The following is a 20719-nucleotide window of genomic DNA, read 5'->3' on the forward strand; positions in this document are numbered from 1 at the left end:
GGTTTCACCAGGCAACAAGTTGTAGGCTGCACGCATCAATCTACGGCCCAGACGTGAGGGCACGAATGTGAACGAAACCGCCCGTCTCGCCGACGAGCTCATGCGGTTCTTCCGGCTGGGAGCGCGAGCGAAGGGCATGCTCAACAGCGGAGACCTTGGTGCGGAGTTCTCCGCCTTGATGCTGTTGTTCCCGCTGCGGTTCTGCGGCCCGATGCGGGTCACCGACCTCGCCGAGGCGAAACGGGCCGACACGTCCACGGTCAGCCGCCAGGCCGCCCAGCTGGTGAAGGCCGGGCTGGCGCGGCGCGAGGCCGACCCGGAGGACGGGCGCGCCTCCCGCCTGGCGATCACCGAGGACGGCCTGGCCGCCTGCCGGAAGCTGCACGACGCCCGCGAGGCGTTCCTCGCCGAGGTGCTGAGCAGCTGGCCGGCCGACCGCGTCGAGGCGTTCGTCGAGCTCTTCATCGAATTCAACACCGCGGTCGAGGCGCGCCTGCGCATCCCGTCCGCGCCACCTCAACGGGAGAACGCGTGAGCAACCCCTCCACCGCCGCGCCGCCTGCGAAGGCCGGCTCCGCGGACTTCACCCATCGCCAGATTCTCACGGTGCTGGGCGGCCTGATGATGGGCATGTTCCTGGCCGCGCTGGATCAGACGATCATGGCGACCGCGACCCGGACCATCGCCGACGACCTGCACGGCTTCAACCTGCAGGCCTGGGCCACCACGGCGTTCCTCATCACGTCGACGATCAGCACGCCGCTGTACGGCAAGCTGTCCGACATCTACGGCCGGCGCCCGTTCTTCCTGTTCGCGATCGGCATCTTCATCGTCGGCTCGATGCTCTGCGGCCTGTCCCAGAACATGTACGAGCTGGCCGCGTTCCGGGCCATCCAGGGCGTCGGCGCCGGCGGCCTGATGTCGCTGGCGCTGGCCATCATCGGTGACATCGTGCCGCCCCGCGAGCGGGCCCGTTACCAGGGCTTCTTCCTCGCCGTCTTCGGTACGGCGAGCGTGATCGGCCCGATCCTGGGCGGCTTCTTCGCCGGCGCCGACACGATCCTGTGGGTGGACGGCTGGCGCTGGGTCTTCTACCTGAACGTGCCGATCGGCATCGCCGCCATGGCCGTGGTCGCCAGGGTGCTGCACCTGCCGCACCACCGGGTGAACCACCGGATCGACTGGCCCGGCGCGGTCGCCCTGATCGTCGGCCTGGTGCCGCTGCTGACCGTCGCCGAGCAGGGCCGCGACTGGGGCTGGGGCTCCGGCCGGGCCATCTTCTGCTACGTCATCGGCGCCGTCGGCATCGTCGGGTTCATCCTCGCCGAGCGCGCCTACAAGGACGAGGCGCTGCTGCCGCTGCGCCTGTTCTCCAACCGCACGGTGAGCATCGGCGCGATCTCCAGCTCGATCATCGGTATGGCGATGTTCGGCGGCCTGCTGACCGTCCCGCTGTACCTGCAGATCGTCAAGGGCTCCACGGCGACCCAGGCCGGCCTGCAGCTGATCCCGTTCGTGGTCGGCATCATGGCCGGCTCGATCACCGCCGGTCAACTGATCGCCCGCACCGGCCGGTACCGGATCTTCCCGATCGTCGGCAGCGTCCTCATGGTGGCGGCGCTCGGGCTGTTCGCCACGATCGGCGCCGACACCCCGCTCTGGAAGACCATGCTGATCATGGTGCTGATGGGCCTCGGCCTGGGCGGCAACATGCAGCCGATGATCACCGCGGTGCAGAACGCGGTGAACCCGCGGGAGATCGGCGTGGCCACCAGCTCGGTGACGTTCTTCCGCTCGATGGGCGGCACGCTCGGCACGGCGATCTTCCTGTCCGTGCTGTTCAACGTGCTCCCCGGCAAGATCAGGGCCGCGTTCACGTCGGCCGCCTCGACCCAGCAGTTCCAGGCCGCCTTGCAGAGCCACCCCGACCAGGCCAAACTCCTCAAGCAGGCGACCAGCGGTGGCGGCGGCGACCTGAGCGACACCTCATGGCTCAACAAGCTCACCGATGTGCTCGCCCACCCGTTCAAGGTCGGCTTCTCGGAGGGCACCCAGGTGGTCTTCCTGCTGGCGCTCGCGGTGATGGTGATCGGCCTGATCGTCGTCTTCTTCCTGCCGGAGATCCCGCTCGCCCAGCGCTCGGCCCAGGCCCAGCGCGAGGCCGACATCCTGGCCGCGGAGAACAGCGACGGCGTCCCGGGCGAGGTCGGCGCGGGCCCGCTCGCCGAGCTCCCCGACGACAAGCCGGTCGCGGTCGGCAAGGACGACAAACCCTAAAGATCAAATTCGGTTTCCCGTACGCCGGGAGCACCGTCACCAAGAAGCCCGGGCCGTTCCAGTGGCCCGGGCTTCTTGTTTCGTTCAGGCGTTTCGGACCGCCGCCTTGATCAGACGGTCGGCGACCGCCCGCCGGTCGAGGCCCAGCCGCTGGGCCGTCTCGCCGAGCACGTCGTAGGCCTCGCGGACGCCACAGCCGCGCTGCGCGATGATCACGCCGACCGCCCGGTCCACGGTCGCCGCGTCGGTGCTCATCCCGTCCCGCCGGCGCAGCTCACCGAGCAGCACCTCGGCCTGGTTGACCAGCGCCATCGCGGTCAGCAACGGATCCGGCCCGAGGCCGCCCGGCGCCGGCAGGTAGAGGCTGACCGCGCCCACCTCGGCCCGCGGCACGTCCAGCGGCACGGCCACCACCGACCGCACCCCGGTCGCCCGGGCCGGCTCGGCCAGGTGCGGCCAGCGTTCGTCGCCGGCCAGGTCGGCCACCGTGACCACGCTGCGGGTGCGCGCGGCGTCGAGCCCGGGACCGGCGCCCGACGCGTACTGGGCCTCGTCGACGGCCTCCCCGGACGGCCCGGCGGCGGTGCAGGTGAGCGGGCCGCCCTCGCCGATCAGCGCGACCGAGCTGCGAACCGTGCCCGGCACCGCGCCGGCGAGGAACTCCGCCAGCCGTTCGAGCGCCGAGGCGAAGCTCTCGGCGTTGAGGAGCCGCACCGACAACTCGTGCAGCAGGCCGGCGAGTTCGACCGCGTGCGGGCCGCTCGGGGCCGTCGCGCGCGGGCCACGGTTCCACACCGACCGGCTCACCAGGCGAGCGGGCCCGCGCTGCGGGGGAGAAACCCGGCGATTCGGGACAGGCACGCGGGGCATACTGCCATGACCGTCGACAGGCACGGAAGATCGATGCCCTATCGCGTGGTTTCGGCGGACGAAACGTCCCGATCATCGGTCACGGAAGATCGAATACCCGGGCCGGAAGGGCGATCAAACGCGTCGGCGCCCCCGGGATGACCCGGGGGCGCCGTACGAGATGTCGGTGTGCATGTCGCCTCTCGGCGAGTGGCACGACACGGCTCCAGCCGAACGGTATTCCGTGAAGGCATTAGTGGTGAGGCCCGGGGACACTGGACACACCGACATCCGTACTCAACCGTCGGTCCCCAGCCATGATTCCGTTAGTGACTGTGACCCACGCCACATCATCCGGCGTCGCCGGCGCCCTTCTTGGCCCGGTCGTAGGCGAGTTGCAGGAAGTCCGAGGCGGCCGTGGCGGTCAGCGCGGTGGCCGCGAGCCGGGTCAGCCGGGGCGCGAGCACCAGTCCCCCGGTCAGCCCGGTGGCCACCCACACCGCCAGGCAGAACGGGCAGGTGATCAGCTCGCCGAGGCCGTGCCGGACCGAGCTGCCCTGGTCGCGGACGTTCTCGTTGAGCTCGGCGGCCCCGGCCGGCCCGTCGTACCGGGCCAGCGGCGCGCGCAGCGGGCTGGCCACCGCGTCCTTGGCAAGCAGGCGGCTCAGCTTGTGCGTGGCGATCGAGATCAGCAGCACGTCGGTCGCGGCCGGCCGGGCGGGCGGGCGCCGGCCGGTGATCTTCGCGGCGGCGGCCAGGCCGGCCGCGAGCGCGCCGAACGCGCCCATCGCCACCAGGTATCCGTCCAGCGGGCGGTGCTCGTGCGGGGAGTACCGCTCGGCCAGCCGAGCGGTCGGTGCGCTCATCAGAAGTCCTGGGTGAGCCGGCTGGGGTCGACCTCGCGGCCCGGGTAGCGGGTCATGTACTCGGTCTCCAGGTCGGCCGTGCGGCGGAAGTGGTTGTCCAGGGCCGCGTTCGGGCCGTGCCGCAGGGTGGCGAGGCGGGCGCGGTAAAGGCTGGCCAGCTCGCGGAAGATGTCCTCGTCGTCGAGGGTGGCCGGATCCACCCCGAGTTCGGCGCCGGCGTTGGTCATCGTGGTCCCCTCCGTCGTCGGTCAACACCTGGTGGAACCCGCTTGCCCGGACCGCCGGCCACCAAACCTGCGCCGGTACTCTCGAAGGCATGAAGGGGCTGTGGACGCCGGCGTGGATCGCCCGCCACGTCCTCGCGCTCGCCGCCGTCGCGGGGTGCCTCGCGCTGGGCTGGTGGCAGTTCAGCCGGGCCAGCGGGGGAAACACGCTGAGCTGGGGCTACACGTTCGAGTGGCCGGTCTTCGCGGGCTTCTTCGCCTTCCTGTGGTGGCGCGAGGTGCAGCTCGCCCGGCGCCCGCCGCGGCCCCCGGCCGAGGAGCCCGCCGACGAGCCGGAACGGCTCCCAGGCGCGCCTGTTACCGTCGGCCGGCCGGTCCGGGTCGCCGTCCAGGCGCCCGCCGCCGAGGACGATCCCGAGCTGGCCGCCTACAACGACTACCTCGCCTGGCTGGCCGCCCACCCCGGCGCCCGCCCGGCGGATTACCAGAAATCCGCGGACTACCAGAAATAGGACGTGCATCGTGCAGGGAGCACTCACCCGTTACCGGATCATGGCGTGGACCGTCGGCGTGGGCCTGCTCGCCCTGGTGCTGGTCGGCATGCCGCTGAAGTACCTCGGCCACGACGACACCGTGGTCGCGATCATCGGCCCGATCCACGGCTTCCTCTTCATGATCTATCTGGTGCTGACCTTCGACCTGGCCCGTCGGGCGCACTGGCCGTTCCTCCGGATGATCCTGGTCATGGCGGCCGGAACCATCCCCTTCCTCTCCTTCTGGACCGAGCGTAAGGTCACCAACGTGTGGGCCCCGGCCCAGTTGGCGAAGAGTCCCGTTTAAGGGTCGAAATAACCCGCGGTCTTCGTCGAATGACAATGCGTTATCGGGATCAATGACGCATATCTGGCCTTTTCTTAATTCCCGTTAAGAGAACTTGATTTTGTTCGGCGCGCCGATAAGTTAATGCGGTTGGTCCGGTCCGCAGCCACAACCCTCCGGTGGCGCCGGCCAACGCCGCCGAATCGCGGTAGGGCCTTCTTCCCGGTTTGCGGCCGAAGCGGAAGAAGGGCCAGCCACCGGTGCCACACCCCCGTACGAGGCTTCGGGCGCTCCTGGTCGCGGCGATGGCGGTCGCGATCACCGGCACCTTGGCGACCGCGGCACAGGCGGCGCCCTCGACGAGCGACCTCAAGAAGCAGATCGACGCCGCGTCGAACCAGCTCGAGGGCATCACCGAGTCGTACAACAAGCTGAACATCGACCTGCAGAAGACGACCGCCGACGAGAAGGCCCTCGAGGCCTCGATCGGCCCGGCCAGGGCGAAGCTGCTGGTCGCCCAGCGGCAGGTCAACACCATCGCCAGCACGGCCTACATGCAGGGCCGGATCGGGCCGATGAGCGCGATGCTCGGCAGCGAGCCCGGCGGCCTGGTGGAGCGGCTGAGCTACCTCGCCGCGATCAACCGCGCGAACCAGCGGGACATCGACGACTACACCACCACCACGGCGACCTTCGCCGACCGACAGGCCGCGCTGAAGACGGCGGAGGCCAAGCAGGCGGCGCAGCTCAGCGCGCTCAACGCCCGCAAGGCGACGATCGAGGCGAACCTCAAGAAGCTGATGGCCATGCGCGTGCAGGCGTACGGCAGCGCGAACGACACCAGTTCGACGGCCGACGTCGGCGACCCGCCGGCCATCGCCGGCAAGGCCGGCATCGCTGTGGACTACGCGTACGCGGCGGCGAAGAGGAAGGCGATGTACGTCTACGCCACCGCCGGGCCCAAAACGTACGACTGCTCGGGCCTGACCATGGCCGCTTGGGCGGCGGCGGGTAAGTCGCTCCCGCACAACGCCGCCGCGCAGTACAGCGCCACGGCCCGGGTCACCCGGTCCGAACTCGAGGCGGGCGACCTGGTTTTCTACCACAACCTCGGCCACGTCGGCCTGTACGTCGGCGGCGGCCAGATCATCGACGCGTCCCAACCGGGCGAGCCGGTCTCGAAGAGGTCGATCGACTACAGCTCCCCGTACGGCTACGGGCGCGTGAAGTAACCCGGCGAGACACCAAGAAGGCCGGTACCCGACCGGGTACCGGCCTTTCGCGTTGTGGGTTCCGGGGAGAACTTCCTGGGTCAGGCGGCCGCGAGGCCCTCGGCCCGGGCCAGCTCACGCAGCCGGCCGAGCGCCTGGATCTCGAGCTGGCGGATGCGCTCGCGGCTGAGCGAGAAGCGCGAGGCCACCTCGGTCAGCGAGTGCTCCCGGCCGTCCTCGAGGCCGTACCGCGCCCGCATGATGCCGGCCGACCGGTCGTCCAGGTGGTTGAGCAGGCCCTCGATCCGCTGCCGCTCCAGCGCGGTCAGCACGATCTCCTCCGGCGACGGGGCGTCGCTGTCGGCCACCAGGTCGCCGAGGTTGGTGTCGCCGTCGTCGCCCACCGGGGTATCCAGAGAAACCGTGTCCTGGGCCCAGCGGGTCAGCTCGTTGACGCGCTCCACGGTCACGCCGAGCGCCTTCGCGATCTGCTCGGGCTCGGGGTCGGCACCGAGCTCGCGGACGAGCTGGCGGGTGACGTTGCGCATCCGGTTGACGTCCTCGACCAGGTGCACCGGAAGGCGCACGGTCCGCTCCTGCTGGGCGATGGCCCGGCTGATCGCCTGCCGCACCCACCACGTCGCGTACGTCGAGAACTTGTAGCCGCGCTCGTAGTCGAACTTCTCCACGGCGCGGACCAGGCCGGTGTTGCCCTCCTGGATCAGGTCGAGCATCGGCATGCCGGAGCGCACGTAGCGCCGGGCGATCGACACGACCAGCCGCAGGTTGGCCCGGATGAACAGATCCTTCGCCCGCTGACCCTCGTGCACGATCCGCTCGAGCTCCTCGCGGCTCACACCGCGCGGTGCCTCGCCCTCGTCGAGCAGGAACTCCGCGTAGAGGCCCGCCTCGATCTGCTTGGAGAGCTCGACCTCCTGGGCTGCGTCCAGCAGTGGCGTCCGGGAGATCTCGTGCAGGTACACGCCGACGAGGTCGCGCTCCTCGGCGACCTGGTCGGTCCGCATCACGGTGTTCTTCTCCACGTTGCCCACAGTCCCCTCATTGCCATCACTACTTACCCCGCTACGGGCAAACCCTGTGTCCATCAGTTCCTCCCGTAACGTCCGCAGTTCGCACATTGCGGTTAACTGGCATCTACACAACAAATGGCCGTGTGTCTTGATTCCGGCTGGTGGATCGAAAGTGTCACGAACGCCTGGGTGATTGCTGAGAGCCGCATGCGATGTTCCTGAGGAGCGTCCCCGAGCCGGCATTCACGCGCCGCAGCCGCCGTCGGTCGCGCAGCAGACCGCATACCCGCGTTGGTCTCCATGACACCATCGGCCCCTCATCCGTCGCAGCGACGGGCATCACCACTGAGCTTGGGATGCTCGTCACTACCCAGTACGGCCGTTCGGCTTCCCGGGTTCACGTGCAGCATCGACAGCTTCGCGACCGGTCTGAAACAAAAGCCTCGTCGAAAAGCTCCCGAGGCACCGGCCCGAACCGGACCACCTGCCACAATGCGGCACGTAGCGCCGTAGTTCACTCGCCCGCCCGGGTGACGCCCGGGCAGGTGACGCTCTGTCGGTACCCATTCGCCACCACCCGGCCATCGTCCGGCCGACGTGACGAAAAGCACACCGTCCCGGGCGGATGAGCGGGCAGCATGATCTCCATGGACAGCGGGCGGACGGTCTTCGTGACGGGCGGCGCGGGCGGGCTCGGCGCCGCCACGGTGGCGGCCTTCGTGGCCGACGGCTGGCGGGTGGTGGCCCCGGTACGCCCCGGACGGCCGGCCCCGGAGGGCACGGTGGGCGTCGAAGCCGATCTCTCCGATGAGACGGATGTCACTGCCGCGATGTCCGTGGCGGCCGGCGACGCCACGGCACCGCTACGCGCCGTAATCAACCTGGCCGGGGCGTACGCCGGCGGCCGGCTGATCGCCGAGACGCCGGTCGCCGACTTCGAGCAGATGCTCGCCCGCAATCTGCGACCGACCTATCTGGTGACCCGGGCCGCGCTGCCGCACCTGGTCGCGGCGGGCGGCGGCGGCATCGTCTGCGTCTCGTCCCGGGCGGCGCTGACGCCGTTCCCGGGCGCGGCCGGCTACCTGACGGCGAAGGCGGCGGTGCTGGCCTTCGCCGGCGCGGTGGCGGTCGAGTACCGGAAGCAGAACGTGCGGTGCAACACGATCGTGCCGAGCGTCATCGACACCCCCACCAACCGACGGGACATGCCGGACGCCGACTTCTCCCGCTGGGTCAAGCCGGCCGAGATCGCGCCGACCATCCTGTTCCTGGCCTCGGACGCGTCGGCGCCGACGACCGGCGCGACCATCCCGATCTACGGCCAGGCCTGACCGCTCCCCTAATGAGTGCACCACCCTTGCTCTGCGCACCACCCCTGCTCTGCGCACCACCCCTGCTCTGCGCACCACCCCTGCTCTGCGCACCACCCAGGGCTCGGGTCACAGGGCCTCGGCCAGCTGGTAGCCCAGGGCCGTGGCGCCGGCCAGCAGCGGGCCGCCGGCCAGGAGCAGCGTGCGCACCCGGGTGCGGGCCGGGGTGACCGGGGCGGGGATCGGCAGCCGGGCGCGGATCTCGGCGGCGACCCGGTCGGGGGCGGCGTTCGCGTCGATCACGATGAAGTCGCCGTACTCGGGGAGCGAGCGGTAGGCGGCCGCCGCGGCGGAGAGGTAGTCGACGGTCTCGTGGTCGTAGCCGCGGGCCTCGATGCGGTCGTGGGCGATCCCCGGGTCGACGGCCAGCAGGAAGGTCACGTCGGGACGCGGGAACGGGCGGTAGGCCCGGCGGGCGCGGCGTTCGGCGGCCGGGTGGGCGGCCCGGGCCCGCAGGCTCGCGTACTGGCAGACGGCGTGCCGGTCCATCACGGTGATCTCGCCGGTCAGGGCCCGGCGCAGCAGCGTACGCAGGATGGCCAGCCAGCGCAGCAGCGACTCGACGAACAACATCGCCCGGCGACCGAGCAGGTCCTCCGCGTCGTCGCCGCGGCCGAGCCGGGCGGACAGCCGGCCGAACCAGCGGCGGCCGCCGGCGTTGCGCCGGTACGCGGCGCTCAACCCCTCGGCGGCCAGGGCGTCGGCCAGGCGGTGGGCCTGCGTCGTCTTGCCGCTGCCATCGATGCCGACCAGCGCGATGGTGCGAGGTGGGTTCTCCATGCCCACCAACGGTAACCCGGGCCGCCCAGGGAGTTTCGGAGCGACGGGGCTCAAGCCGTACCAAAATGGGTACGGGTTCAGGGCACGCACCACAGCCGAACAGGGGGAGCCCATGCCGTACCACGTGGACGCCGGACTGGCCACCGCGCTCAAGCGGGTGGCCGCCGCCCTGAAGGCGGCCGACATCCCGTTCGCGCTCGGCGGCAGCTTCGCGGTCTACGCGCACGGCGGCCACTCCAGCGACCACGACGTGGACTTCCTGCTGCGCGAGCAGGACAAGGACGCGGCCCTCAAGGCGCTGGCCGAGGCCGGCTTCCGCACCGAGCAGCCGCCCGAGGACTGGCTGGTCAAGGTCTACGACGACGAGGACCGGATGGTGGACCTCATCTACCGGCCGATCGAGACGCCGGTCACCGACGAGACTCTCCGGGACACCGAGATGATCTCGGTCGAGGCGATCAACATGCCGGTGATCTCGGCGAGCCAGCTGATGATCCACAAGCTGCTCAGTTACAGCCAGCACTACTGCGACTTCGCCACCGGCTTCCCGGTGGCGCGCTCGCTGCGCGAGCAGATCGACTGGGCACGCGTACGCCGGGAGACCGCCCATTCGCCATACGCGGAAGCGTTCCTGATGCTGCTCGACCGGTTGGACGTCGTTCCTTCGACGGGGACGAATCGTTGAGGTAGGGGGACGAGATGAGTACCCAGATCGACGAATACCTGGAAGCCGAGATCCAGAGCCTGCTCACCGACGGCCGGGTCGCCGAACTCGGGATCACCGTGCACCGCCGGGAGCACCAGCTGGTGCTGGGCGGCGACGTGGAGTGCGAGAACCGGCGGGACGAGATCTGCCGGCAGATCTCGTCCCGGTTCCCGGACGTGGAGATCGTCTGCGACATCGGCATCATCCGGGCCCAGGCGCCCACCGAGGTGGAGGAAATTTCATGATCCGGATCGCCGCCGTGGGCGACGTCCACGTGGACTCCGACGTCCTGGGCCGGTTCCGGCCGGCCCTCGAGGAACTGCCCGACCAGGCCGACGTGCTGCTGGTGGCCGGCGACCTGACCCGGCACGGCACGGTCGAGGAGGCGCGCTGCTTCGCCACCGAGTTCGGCGGGCTGGGCGTGCCGGTGGTCACGGTGCTGGGCAACCACGACCACCAGAGCGACCAGCAGTCCCGCGTCGTCGACGTGCTCACCGCCTCGGACATCACCGTGCTCGAGGGCGAGGCGACCGTGCTCGAGCTGCATGGCACCCGGCTCGGCATCGCCGGGGTGAAGGGCTTCGGCGGCGGCTTCGCGGGCGCCTGCGCGAGCAACTTCGGCGAGCGCGAGATGAAGGACTTCGTCAGCACCACCGAGGTGCTCGCCGAGCGGCTGCAGGACGCGCTGCTGTCGGTGCAGGTGGACGCGCTGGTGGCGCTCACCCACTACGCCCCGGTGCCGGACACGCTGCTCGGCGAGCCGCTCGAGATCTACGCCTTCCTGGGGTGCTACCAGCTCGGCCGGGCGATCGACGCGGCGCCGACCACGCTGGCCCTGCACGGGCACGCGCACCACGGCTCGGAGCGCGGCCGGACGCCGGGCGGGGTGCCGGTGCGCAACGTGGCGCATCCCGTCATCAAGCAGGCGTACAACGTCTACCAGCTGCTTTCCGAGGAAGCCGACCTCGAATTGGTCGCCACATAGGCGGGTTTCCCTTTCCGGGGGTTCGGGTACCCGGACTGCATGAGTCTTCTCCTCTGGATCCTCGCAGTCATCCTGGTGGTCGCCGGCATCCTCGCGCTGTTCCGGCGGCAGCTCCTCTGGGGCATCGTGCTGATCATCGTGGGCCTTCTCGTGGGTCCCGGTGGTGTCAGCATCTTCACGTGATCCCACTCCCCCCGTCGAACGACCAGGACCGGGGCCGCCACGTCGGCGGCCCCGGTCTCTCGTTGTGATGGCCCCGCACACAGAGTGCGATGGGGGCGGCCAGATCCGGCCGTAAATACCTCGCGAACATGCGTCGATCTATCGCGAGGTTTCCGAAGTGACCGAGGTCCACAACTTCACGTACGGGGTCTTCAACCCGCTCGCCGCCTACCTGCTGGCGTTCCTCGGCTCGTTCTTCGGGCTGCTCTGCACGGCCCGGGCCCGGGACGCCCGCACCCGCAGCCGGCGCACCCGCTGGCTGGGCATCGCCGCGTTCTCCATCGGCGGCGGCGCGATCTGGCTGATGCACTTCGCCGCGATGCTCGGCTTCGACGTGCCGGCCAGCCCGGTGCGCTACGACGTCCTGATGACCGTGCTCAGCATGGTCGCGGCGGTGGCGGCCGTCGGGCTCGGCCTGCTGATCGTCGGGCACGGCCGGCGCAGCTTCCCCAAGGTGCTGGCGGCCGGCACGCTGACCGGCGGCGGGGTGCTGGCCATGCACTACTCCGGCATGGAGGGCATGCACGTGGCCGGGACCATGCACTACAACCTGTCGCTGGTCGTCGCCTCGGCGATCATCGCGGTGGTGGCCTCCACGGTCGCCCACTGGTTCGCGATCTCGGTACGCGGCTGGGCCAGGGTCAGCGGCGCCGCGGCGATCATGGCGGTGGCGGTCTGCGGTATGCACTACACCGGCATGGCGGCCATGTCGGTGCACCTCGACATGGACCGGGTCGACCAGGTGCGCGGCATCCGGCCGCTGACGCTGATCGTGCCGATCACGATCATCACCGCCGCCACGATCGTCGGGGTGGCGCTGAGCGCGCTGCAGGCGATGACCGAGGAGGAGTTCTCGGACGGGGCGCCCACCCCGAGGCGGGGCGTGCACGCCGAGCCCACCGCCAGCCCGTGGTCGCTCAAGCAGGCGAATCTGGCGCCCGCGTCCGCCCGCCGCCCGTCGCCGTCCCCCCGTCCCGTCCCGGTGCGGTCGACCAGCAACACGTGACCGTTAGGGTGTCGGCATGGCGACCCGGCTGCTGCTGTCCATGCCACTGCACGCGATCACCGAGGTCTACGGCGAGCAGGGGCTGCGCGAGAGGTTCCGGTACGAGGTGGAGGGCTTCCCGCCGGAGGAGGCCGGGCGGCTGCGCGCGGCCCTCGAGCTGGCCGGCACGCTGCACGCCGGCGACCGGCGGGGCCGCGAGCCGTACCTCAACCACCTGCTGCGGGTGGCCATCCGGATCGTCAAGTACTACGGGGTGCGCGACGTCGACGTGCTCACCGCCGCCCTGCTGCACGACGCGGTCGAGGACCACCCGGCCGAGCTGGGCGGGCTCGACCCGGCCGGGCACACGCACACGGAGCTGACCGAGGCGGCGATCGCCGAGCTGGCCCGGCGGTTCAACCCGCGGGTCGCCGAGCTGGTCCGGTCGGTCACCAACCCGGAGTACGACCCGGACCGCGACCGGCACGAGCAGTACCGCGAGCACGTGGCGGCCAACCTCGAGCGCGACCCGTGGGCCCGAGTGATCAAGGTGTCCGACTTCACCGACAACGGCGTCGGCGTGATCCACACAACCGCCGACAAGGCCATCTCCTCGGCCACGAAGTACCGCCCCTTGGTACCCAAGCTGCGCGAACTGGTCGGCCGCCCCGACACCCCGCTCTCCGTCGAGGCCAAGGACCACATCCTCGACCAACTCGACCTGGCCGAGGAGCGCTTCGCCGCCATCCTCGACGACTGACGGCGCTCTTCTGGTCTTGGGCCGGGCCCACCCGGCAGGCCGGGGTCGGGGCCGGTGTTGCAGGCAGCTGCCCGCTGCACCGGGGACTTGTCCTACCCGTACGGCCTAGGTCTGCATCTCTCAGGTCTTGGGCCCGCAAGCGCGACGGATATCTTGGGCGCATGGTCGAGCGGTGGTGGCGTGATGCCGTTATTTACCAGGTCTATCCGCGGTCGTTCGCGGACAGTGACGGGGACGGGATGGGTGATCTGCCGGGGATCACCGGGCGGTTGCCTCGGCTCAAGGAGCTCGGAGTCGACGCGGTGTGGTTGTCGCCCTTCTATCCGTCGCCGCAGAAGGACGGCGGGTATGACGTCGCCGACTATCGCGGGGTGGACGAGCGGTTCGGGGATCTCGGGGACGCCGACAAGCTGATCGGTGAGGCGCACGACCTCGGGCTGAAGGTCATCGTCGACCTGGTGCCGAACCACACCTCCAGCGAGCACGAGTGGTTCCGGGCAGCGCTGGCGGCCGGGCCGGGAAGTCCGGAGCGGGACCGGTACATCTTCCGGGAGGGGCGCGGGCCGGACGGGGCGTTGCCGCCGAACTCGTGGACCAGCATGTTCGGCGGGAGCGCCTGGCAGCGAGTGCCGGACGGGCAGTGGTATCTGCATCTCTTCGACGTCAGCCAGCCGGACCTCGACTGGGGCAACCGTTCGGTGCGGGACGAGTTCCTCGACATTCTGCGGTTCTGGCTCGACCGGGGCGTGGACGGCTTCCGGGTGGACGTGGCGCACGGGCTGGTCAAGGAGGAGGACCTGCCCGAGTGGGACGTGCCGTTGGCCATATTGGGCGGGCTCAGTCTGGGCGGGCTGGCGCCGGTCGGGCCGCCGCCGCCGATGTGGGACCAGGAGGGCGTGCACGAGATCTACCGGGAGTGGCGGCGGGTCCTCGACGAGTACGAGGGCGGGCGGATCCTGGTGGCCGAGGCGTGGGTGCAGCCGGCCGAGCGGCTCGCCCGGTACGTGCGGCCGGACGAGATGCACCAGGCGTTCAACTTCATGTACCTGAGCGCGCCCTGGCGGCCGGCCGACCTGCGCGCGGTGATCAACGAGTCGCTCGCGGCGAACGACGAGGTGGGCGCGCCGACCACCTGGGTGCTGTCCAACCACGACGTGATCCGGCACGCGACCCGGCTGGGCTATCCGGTCGAGCGGACCCGGCTGCACGGCATCGGGCCGGACGACCCGCAGCCGGACGTGGGGCTGGGCCTGCGCCGCGCCCGGGCGGCCACCCTGCAGATGCTGGCACTGCCCGGCTCGGCGTACCTCTACCAGGGCGAGGAGCTGGGGCTGCCGGAGCACACCACGATGCCGCACGAGTACCGGCGGGACCCGGCCCGGCCGCGCTCGGGGCACACCGTGGTGGGGCGGGACGGGTGCCGGGTGCCGATCCCGTGGGAGGCGGACGCGCCGTCGTACGGCTTCGGGCCGTCGGACCGCAGTTGGCTACCGCAGCCGGCGGTCTGGGCGGAATACGCGCTCGACCGCCAGCAGGGCGTGCCCGGCTCGACCTGGGAGCTGTACCGGGCCGCGCTGGCCTCTCGTCGCTCGCACGGGCTGGGCAGCGGCACGATCGCCTGGCAGCAGGCGCCGGACCACGCGCTGGCCTTCCGCAACGGGGACGTGCTGGTGCTGACCAACTTCGGCGCCGCGCCGGTCGACCTGCCGGCCGGTGCGACGGTGCTACTCGCGAGCGAGCCCCTCGACGCCGACGGGCGGGTCCCCACCGACGTCACCGTGTGGGCTCTCGGCTAGGTCGGAGGCGGCGGCCAGCAGGCTCGCGTGCGTGTCGGCCATGTCCTTCGCCACCGTCCTGCTGGCCAGCCAGAACATCACCCCGGTCGGGATCCAGAAGAACTGGAAGCCGGCCAGCCCGACCGCGTAGTTGAGCGGCGGCGGGAACGCCCCGGCCAGCCCGCCGAAGGCGACGCCGACCATCGCGTTGCCGCCGGCCCGGCCGAAGCCGTTCACCAGGTTGCCCATGCTGTAGACGGTGCCGCGGTGCTCGGGCGGGTTCACGTCGGCGATCAGGGCGAACCAGTTCGGCGAGTTGGCCGAGGTCAGCATCAGCGCGAAGACCGCGGTGATCAGGCAGAAGCCGACCGTGGGCTGGGTGAAGACGTCGGTCAGCACGGCCCGCACGACCCGGCCCGCGCTCGCGCCGTCGGGCACGTCGATGGTCATGGGCACGAAGAACAAAACCACATAGAAGGGTACGGCGGCCAGCACGCCGACAGACGCGACGAGGGCCCGCCCGCGCGGGGTGCGCCGCTGCAGCCTGTCCCCGGCGAGCCCGCCCAGGATGCTCAGCGCGCCGCCCATCTGGAACAGCGTCGCGAAGACGCTGCCGACCAGCACCGCGGTGCCGGCCGTGTAGCCCTGGGCCTCGGCCCGCGCCCGGAACAGGATCGGCAGCCAGACCAGCGAGCCGAGCGCGATCTGCGCGGTGAAGCCCTGGAAGATCAGCCAGGTGTTGGTGCGCCGGGCGAGGATCACCGGCAGGTCGTCCGGGTGGATCCGCTCGTCGTACTCGACGCCGGCCAGCTCGGGCTGGCTCTCGCCGCGCGGCACGTTGTAGGTGAACACGTACGCGACCGTGGCGATCACGCCGGCCACCGCGGCGACCAGGAACGGCTCACGCCAGTCGTTGTGCCCGAGCAGGCCGCCGACCAGGGTGCCGGCCAGCGTGCCGACGCCCTGGGACAGGCCCCAGAAGCTCATCACCAGGCCGCGGCGCTTGGGCGAGATCAGGTCGCTGACCACGGCGAAGCTGACCGAGGCGACGGCGCCCAGGCCGAACGCGGCGAGCACCTGGGCGAGCAGGAACTCGCCGTAGCCGGTGGAGAGGCCGGACCAGGCGGTGCCGGCGACCCAGATCCCGGTGCCGAGGATCAGCACCGGCTTGCGGTCGGTGCGGTCGCCGGCATACGCGAAACCGATCGCCGCCACCGCGCTGATCAGGAACATGATCGTGGTGGCCAGCGCGATGTGGCCCTCGCCGACCCCGAAGGTGTCGCCGATGCTGCCGTAGAGGGGCGGCACGAGGCCGATCGCGACGTTGTCCAGCGACGCCAGGATCACGAAGACCACGACGCTGTAGACGCGGTGCGCGGTGCCGCCCTTCCTCACCCGGCAAGGTTAACGGGGCCGATCGATCACGGCGTCCTGAGCGGCCTGGTACTGCTCGCGAATCAGCGGAACCGGCTTTGCCTCGTACGTCTGGGGAGTCTCCGCCGACCAGACCGGCGGCTCATTCTCACCCCGCGCTATCCATGCGGCCTGCCGTGCGGCGCCGTCGGCGACATACTCCCCCGGCGGCGGGACGAGCACCGGCAGGCCGAACAGCTCGGGGGCGATGCGGCGGACCGCCTCGCTGCGGGCGCCGCCGCCGACCAGCACGATGCGGTTGGCCGTGGCGCCCTGCCGGACGAGCGCGTCGAGCCCGTCGGCGAGGGCGCACAGCATGCCCTCGACCGCGGCCCGGGCCAGATGCGCCGGGTCGGAGGTCTTCAGCGTGAGGCCGTGGATGGCGCCGGTGGCGTCCGGCCGGTTCGGGGTGCGCTCCCCCTCTAGGTAGGGCACCAGGACCAGGCCGTCGGCGCCGGCCGGGGCCTGCAGGGCGAGCCGGGACAGCTGCTCGTGGTCGACGCTCAGCAGCTTGCCGGCGGCGTCGAGCACCCGGGCCGCGTTGAGGGTGACCACGATCGGCAGGAACCGGCCGGTGACGTCGGCGAAGGCCGCCACGGTGCCGCTCGGGTCGTCCGGCGAGACGTCCGAGCTGACGAAGACCGTGCCCGAGGTGCCGATCGAGACGATCACGTCGCCGGGGCCGGCGCCGGTACCGAAGGCGGCCGCCGCGTTGTCGCCGGCGCCCGGGCCGAGCGGGGCGCCGTTGGGCAGATGGCCGGCGACGCCGGTGGGACCGAGCACCTCCGGGGTTCCGATGACCCGCCCGAAACCCAGCTCCAGCAGGTCAGGGCGGTACTGGTTGGTCTTGGCCGACCAGTACAGGGTGCCGCTGGCGTCGCTGCGGTCGGTCTTGATCGTGGCGATGTCGGTCGAACCCGACAGCTTCCAGGTCAGCCAGTCGTGCGGGAGGCAGACGGCGGCCACCCGGGCGGCGTTGGCCGGCTCGTTGCGGACCAGCCAGCGCAGCTTGGTCAGCGTGAAGCTGGCCACCGGGACGATGCCGACCGCGTCGGCCCATTTGTCCCCTCCGCCTAGTTCGGCGATGAGGTCGGCGGCCGCGCCGGCGCTGCGGGTGTCGTTCCACAGCAGCGCCGGGCGGACCACCTCGCCGTTCTCGTCCAGCACCACCATGCCGTGCTGCTGGCCGGCGACCGAGGCGGCGGCCACGTCGTCCAGGCCGCCGGCCTCGGCGATCGCCGCTTGCAGCGCGGCCCACCAGGCGTCCGGGTGCACCTCGGTGCCGTCCGGATGAGTGGCGCGGCCCTGCCGTACGAGCTTGCCGGTCTCCGCGTCGCGGATGACCACCTTGCAGGACTGGGTGGAGCTGTCGATCCCGGCGACAAGCGTCATGTCAGTTGGCCTTCAAACTCAGTTGGCTTTAAGAACGTGATCGATCGCGAGCTGGTGCAGCTTGACGAAGCCGTAGCCGCGGTTGCCGGCCACCTCCGGGTTGAACTCCTCGAAGGCGCTGCGGTCGGCAAGGAGGTCCTGGTAGGTCTCGCCCTCGTTCAGCGTCGGCGTGTTCAGCTCGGCGACGCCGCTGGCCGCGAGGGCCTCCTGCACGGCCGGGTCGGCCCGGAACGCCGCGGCGCGCTCCTTGAGCAGCAGGTACATCCGGATGTTGGCGCGCGCACTTTCCCAGACGCCGTCGTAGTCCTCGGTGCGGGACGGTTTGTAGTCGAAGTGGCGCGGGCCGTCGTACGCCGGGGCGCCCTGCGGGCCGCCGAACTCCAGCAGGTCGACCAGGGCGAAGGCGTTGAGCAGGTCGCCGTGGCCGAACACCAGGTCCTGGTCGAACTTCGGGCCGTGCTGGCCGTTCAGGTCGATGTGGAACAGCTTCTTGTGCCAGAGCGCCTGGGCGATGCCCTGGGCGAAGTTGAGGTTCGACATCTGCTCGTGGCCGACCTCGGGGTTGATGCCGAACAGCTCGGGGCGCTCCAGGTCGTTCACGAACGCGATGGCGTGGCCGGCGGTTGGCAGCAGGATGTCGCCGCGGGGCTCGTTGGGCTTGGGCTCGATCGCGAAGCGGAGGCCGTAGCCGCGGTCCTCGGAGTACTGCGCGAGCAGGTTGAGGGCCTCGGCGTAGCGGTCGAGGGCGGCGCGGATGTCCTTGGCCACGTCGTACTCGGCGCCCTCGCGGCCGCCCCAGAGGACCAGGGTCTGCGCGCCCAGTTCGGCGCCGAGCTCCATCTGGCGCATGACCTTGCGCAGCGCGTAGCGCCGGACGGAGCGGTCGTTGCTGGTGAAGCCGCCGTCCTTGAACACCGGGTGGGTGAACAGGTTGGTGGTGACCATCGGGACGATCAGGCCGGTCTCGTCGAGCGCCTTCTTGAAGTTGGCGACGATGCCGTCCCGGGTGTGCGCGTCGGAGCCGAAGGGCACCAGGTCGTCGTCGTGGAACGTGAGGCCGTAGGCGCCGACCTCGGCCAGCTTGTGCACGGCCTCGATCGGGTCGAGCGGGGCGCGGGTCGCGTCGCCGAACGGGTCGCGGGCCTGCCAGCCGACGGTCCAGAGGCCGAAGGAGAACTTGTCTTCGCGTGTGGGTTGGACCGGCACGGTAACCTCCGCGTCACAGTTGGGATTTGTTTATTGGTTGAATTATTTGGAGCCGGTATGGCAATGTCAAGGGCGTGACGGCCCGGATCATGACTGCCTCCCGCGCCCCCGTGCGGCAATCGAGCGTGCGGGCCCATAATCTCGCGTTGGTCCTGCAAACCGTGGCGAACAGCGCAGATCGGCCATCCCGGGCGGCGATCGCGGCGGGGACGGGGCTCACCCGGGCGACCGTGTCGGCGCTGGTCGACGATCTGATCGCGGGTGGGCTGCTGACCGAGCACGACCCGGCGCCGCGCACGGGGGCGGGGCGGCCGGCGGCGGGGCTGGCGCTGAACGCGAACGGGCCGGCCGGGTTGGGGCTGGAGATCAACGTCGATTACCTGGCGGCGTGCGTGGTCGACCTCGCGGGGGTGGTGCGCTTCCGGATCGTGTCGCACGGCGATCAGAGGCCGCTGTCGGCGGCTGGCGGGCCGGGCTCTGTGGCCGGTGCTGGCGAGCCGGTCTCCGCGGCCGGTGCTGGCGAGCCGGGCTCTGTGGCCGGTGCTGACGGGCCGGTCTCCGCGGCCGGTGCTGGCGAGCCGGTCTCCGCGGCCGGTGCTGGCGAGCCGGGCTCTGTGGCCGGTGCTGGCGAGCCGGTCTCCGCAGCTGGGCGGCCGGGGTCGGCGGCCGACTCGCTGCGGGCCCTTGACGCTCTTGCGGCGCGGGCCCGGGCAGCCGCGGCGGCCGAAGGGCTGACTCTCGCCGGGGCGGCGCTCGCGGTGCCGGGTCTGGTCGCGGCGGACGGGTTGGTGCGGGTCGCGCCCAACCTCGGCTGGCAGGACGTGGCCGTGCCGGCGCTGCTGCCCGGGCTGGCCGACCTGCCGCTGATCGTCGACAACGAGGCGAACCTGGCCGCGCTCGCCTCGTCCGAGGGGGAACCCACCTATCTCTACGTGTCCGGCGAGATCGGCATCGGCGCCGGCATCGTGCTCGACGGCGAGCTCTACCGCGGCGTCCGGGGTTGGAGCGGCGAGATCGGGCACGTCACGGTCTTCCCCGACGGGCGGCCCTGCCGGTGCGGCGCCAACGGGTGCCTGGAGCAGTACGCGGGCCAGGAGCACGTCGAGGCGGACGCCGAGCTGGCCGCGTCGGCGCTCGGGATAGCGCTGGCGGCGGTGGTCAACCTGCTCGACATCGGGGTGATCGTGCTGGGTGGCGCCTACGCGCCGCAGTTCGCCCGGCTGCGCGGCGGGATCGAGGCCGAGCTCGGCCGCCGGGTGCTGACCTCGGGGCTGGCGCCGATCAAGCTGCGCGCCGCCGCGCTGGGCGCGGACGCCGCAATGCGCGGCGCCGCCGACGCCGTCATCCAGTCGGTACGCGATGACCCGGCGGCCTGGCTGAGCCGCTGAGGTGTGCGCCGGGCGCTACCGCTGAGCTGCGCGCTGGGCGGCTGCCGCTGAGGCGTGCCCTGGGCGGCGGCGGCTGAGCTGCACGCCAGGCGCTGGACGGCCGCCCCTGAGCTGCACGCCAGGCGCTGGACGGCCGCCCCTGAGCTGCACACTGGACGCGGGGCGGCTACCGCTGAGCTGCACACTGGACGCGGGGCGCAGGGCGGCTGCCCCTGAGCTGCACGCTGGACGCGGGGCGCTGGGCGGCTGCCCCTGAGCTGCACGCTGGGCGCTCCGGCTGAGGCGTGCTCTGGGGCGGCTGCCGCTGAGCCGCGCGCTGGGCACTGCCGCTGAGCCGCGCGCTGGGCACTGCCGCTGAGGCGTGCGCTGGGCGGCTATGAATCGTGCTGCTTGGGCGGCACTCTCCGACGGGACGGCGCGGGCGGCTGGATGACAATCTGTACGGGTTGACGTGTTGACG

22 protein-coding genes are annotated in these 20719 nt (G+C 71.2%); 14 read left to right on the forward strand and 8 right to left on the reverse strand.

Features of this window, described 5'->3' with window-relative positions; genetic code table 11:
• Positions 1-67 precede the first annotated feature (67 nt).
• Together IH26_RS0130695 and IH26_RS0130700 are read left to right on the forward strand one after the other, a co-directional pair.
• Positions 68-535, forward strand: coding sequence for a MarR family winged helix-turn-helix transcriptional regulator (locus IH26_RS0130695; protein WP_034216313.1), 468 nt, complete (start codon positions 68-70; stop codon positions 533-535).
• A complete protein-coding gene (locus IH26_RS0130700; protein ID WP_034216314.1) occupies positions 532-2277 on the forward strand; it encodes an MDR family MFS transporter in 1746 nt (581 codons plus the stop codon). Before IH26_RS0130695 ends, IH26_RS0130700 begins: the two co-directional genes overlap by 4 nt.
• Positions 2278-2361: 84 nt before the next feature.
• Here IH26_RS0130700 and IH26_RS0130705 read toward each other — a convergent pair whose 3' ends face one another.
• From IH26_RS0130705 to IH26_RS0130715, 3 genes are all read right to left on the reverse strand, one after another.
• A complete protein-coding gene (locus IH26_RS0130705) occupies positions 2362-3084 on the reverse strand; it encodes a GAF and ANTAR domain-containing protein (RefSeq protein WP_245665650.1) in 723 nt (240 codons plus the stop codon).
• A gap of 392 nt (positions 3085-3476) precedes the next feature.
• Positions 3477-3992 (reverse strand): DUF1360 domain-containing protein, encoded by a 516-nt coding sequence (locus tag IH26_RS0130710; protein WP_030439747.1) that lies wholly within the window; start codon positions 3990-3992, stop codon positions 3477-3479.
• On the reverse strand, positions 3992-4219 hold the full coding sequence (locus IH26_RS0130715) for a DUF6158 family protein (protein WP_030439748.1): 228 nt from the start codon (positions 4217-4219) through the stop codon (positions 3992-3994). The genes IH26_RS0130710 and IH26_RS0130715 overlap by 1 nt, the downstream gene beginning before the upstream one ends.
• Before the next feature lie 89 nt (positions 4220-4308).
• On the opposite strand from IH26_RS0130715, the gene IH26_RS0130720 reads away from it, so the two are divergent.
• The 3 genes from IH26_RS0130720 to IH26_RS0130730 all read left to right on the forward strand — a co-directional run bounded on the left by IH26_RS0130720 (position 4309) and on the right by IH26_RS0130730 (position 6267).
• The gene (locus tag IH26_RS0130720; protein ID WP_030439749.1) at positions 4309-4728 is read left to right on the forward strand and encodes a hypothetical protein; all 420 of its coding nucleotides are present in this window, start codon (positions 4309-4311) and stop codon (positions 4726-4728) included.
• Positions 4729-4738: 10 nt separating this feature from the next.
• Entirely contained in the window at positions 4739-5056 is a 318-nt protein-coding gene (locus tag IH26_RS0130725) for a DUF3817 domain-containing protein (RefSeq protein ID WP_030439750.1), read from the forward strand.
• A gap of 284 nt (positions 5057-5340) precedes the next feature.
• On the forward strand, positions 5341-6267 hold the full coding sequence (locus IH26_RS0130730; protein ID WP_051808765.1) for a C40 family peptidase: 927 nt from the start codon (positions 5341-5343) through the stop codon (positions 6265-6267).
• A gap of 80 nt (positions 6268-6347) precedes the next feature.
• Here the strand turns inward: IH26_RS0130730 and IH26_RS0130735 are convergent, their stop codons facing one another.
• Positions 6348-7352, reverse strand: coding sequence for a sigma-70 family RNA polymerase sigma factor (locus tag IH26_RS0130735; protein WP_034216316.1), 1005 nt, complete (start codon positions 7350-7352; stop codon positions 6348-6350).
• Positions 7353-7915: 563 nt separating this feature from the next.
• On the opposite strand from IH26_RS0130735, the gene IH26_RS0130740 reads away from it, so the two are divergent.
• On the forward strand, positions 7916-8608 hold the full coding sequence (locus tag IH26_RS0130740; protein ID WP_084599188.1) for an SDR family NAD(P)-dependent oxidoreductase: 693 nt from the start codon (positions 7916-7918) through the stop codon (positions 8606-8608).
• A gap of 108 nt (positions 8609-8716) precedes the next feature.
• Here IH26_RS0130740 and IH26_RS0130745 read toward each other — a convergent pair whose 3' ends face one another.
• Positions 8717-9427, reverse strand: a complete 711-nt coding sequence (locus tag IH26_RS0130745) for a dTMP kinase (protein ID WP_030439754.1) — start codon at positions 9425-9427, stop codon at positions 8717-8719.
• 112 nt (positions 9428-9539) lie between these two features.
• Here IH26_RS0130745 and IH26_RS0130750 point away from each other — a divergent pair, with 112 nt between their 5' ends.
• The 7 genes from IH26_RS0130750 to IH26_RS0130780 all read left to right on the forward strand — a co-directional run bounded on the left by IH26_RS0130750 (position 9540) and on the right by IH26_RS0130780 (position 14881).
• The gene (locus IH26_RS0130750; RefSeq protein WP_051808766.1) at positions 9540-10112 is read left to right on the forward strand and encodes a nucleotidyltransferase; all 573 of its coding nucleotides are present in this window, start codon (positions 9540-9542) and stop codon (positions 10110-10112) included.
• A gap of 14 nt (positions 10113-10126) precedes the next feature.
• Positions 10127-10378 (forward strand): hypothetical protein, encoded by a 252-nt coding sequence (locus IH26_RS0130755; protein WP_030439756.1) that lies wholly within the window; start codon positions 10127-10129, stop codon positions 10376-10378.
• Positions 10375-11118 (forward strand): metallophosphoesterase family protein, encoded by a 744-nt coding sequence (locus IH26_RS0130760; protein ID WP_030439757.1) that lies wholly within the window; start codon positions 10375-10377, stop codon positions 11116-11118. The genes IH26_RS0130755 and IH26_RS0130760 overlap by 4 nt, the downstream gene beginning before the upstream one ends.
• Positions 11119-11157: 39 nt before the next feature.
• Positions 11158-11301 (forward strand): GPGG-motif small membrane protein, encoded by a 144-nt coding sequence (locus IH26_RS61500; RefSeq protein ID WP_169789845.1) that lies wholly within the window; start codon positions 11158-11160, stop codon positions 11299-11301.
• 157 nt (positions 11302-11458) lie between these two features.
• Complete coding sequence (locus IH26_RS0130770; protein ID WP_030439758.1) at positions 11459-12346, forward strand: MHYT domain-containing protein; 888 nt, start codon at positions 11459-11461, stop codon at positions 12344-12346.
• Between the two features lie 16 nt (positions 12347-12362).
• Positions 12363-13085, forward strand: coding sequence for an HD domain-containing protein (locus tag IH26_RS0130775; RefSeq protein WP_030439759.1), 723 nt, complete (start codon positions 12363-12365; stop codon positions 13083-13085).
• A gap of 161 nt (positions 13086-13246) precedes the next feature.
• Entirely contained in the window at positions 13247-14881 is a 1635-nt protein-coding gene (locus IH26_RS0130780; RefSeq protein ID WP_030439760.1) for a glycoside hydrolase family 13 protein, read from the forward strand.
• Here the strand turns inward: IH26_RS0130780 and IH26_RS0130785 are convergent.
• Genes IH26_RS0130785 through xylA form a run of 3 tightly spaced genes read right to left on the reverse strand, consistent with a single transcriptional unit; the run spans position 14810 to position 18871 of the window.
• Entirely contained in the window at positions 14810-16255 is a 1446-nt protein-coding gene (locus IH26_RS0130785; RefSeq protein WP_030439761.1) for an MFS transporter, read from the reverse strand. The genes IH26_RS0130780 and IH26_RS0130785 overlap by 72 nt on opposite strands.
• Positions 16256-16264: 9 nt before the next feature.
• Positions 16265-17665, reverse strand: a complete 1401-nt coding sequence (gene xylB / locus IH26_RS0130790) for a xylulokinase (protein WP_030439762.1) — start codon at positions 17663-17665, stop codon at positions 16265-16267.
• Between the two features lie 18 nt (positions 17666-17683).
• The gene (gene xylA, locus IH26_RS0130795) at positions 17684-18871 is read right to left on the reverse strand and encodes a xylose isomerase (protein WP_030439763.1); all 1188 of its coding nucleotides are present in this window, start codon (positions 18869-18871) and stop codon (positions 17684-17686) included.
• Between the two features lie 89 nt (positions 18872-18960).
• Here xylA and IH26_RS0130800 point away from each other — a divergent pair, with 89 nt between their 5' ends.
• The gene (locus tag IH26_RS0130800; protein ID WP_030439764.1) at positions 18961-20259 is read left to right on the forward strand and encodes an ROK family protein; all 1299 of its coding nucleotides are present in this window, start codon (positions 18961-18963) and stop codon (positions 20257-20259) included.
• Positions 20260-20719 lie beyond the last annotated feature (460 nt).

This window comes from Actinoplanes subtropicus, assembly GCF_000721705.1.
GTDB lineage: Bacteria > Actinomycetota > Actinomycetes > Mycobacteriales > Micromonosporaceae > Actinoplanes > Actinoplanes subtropicus.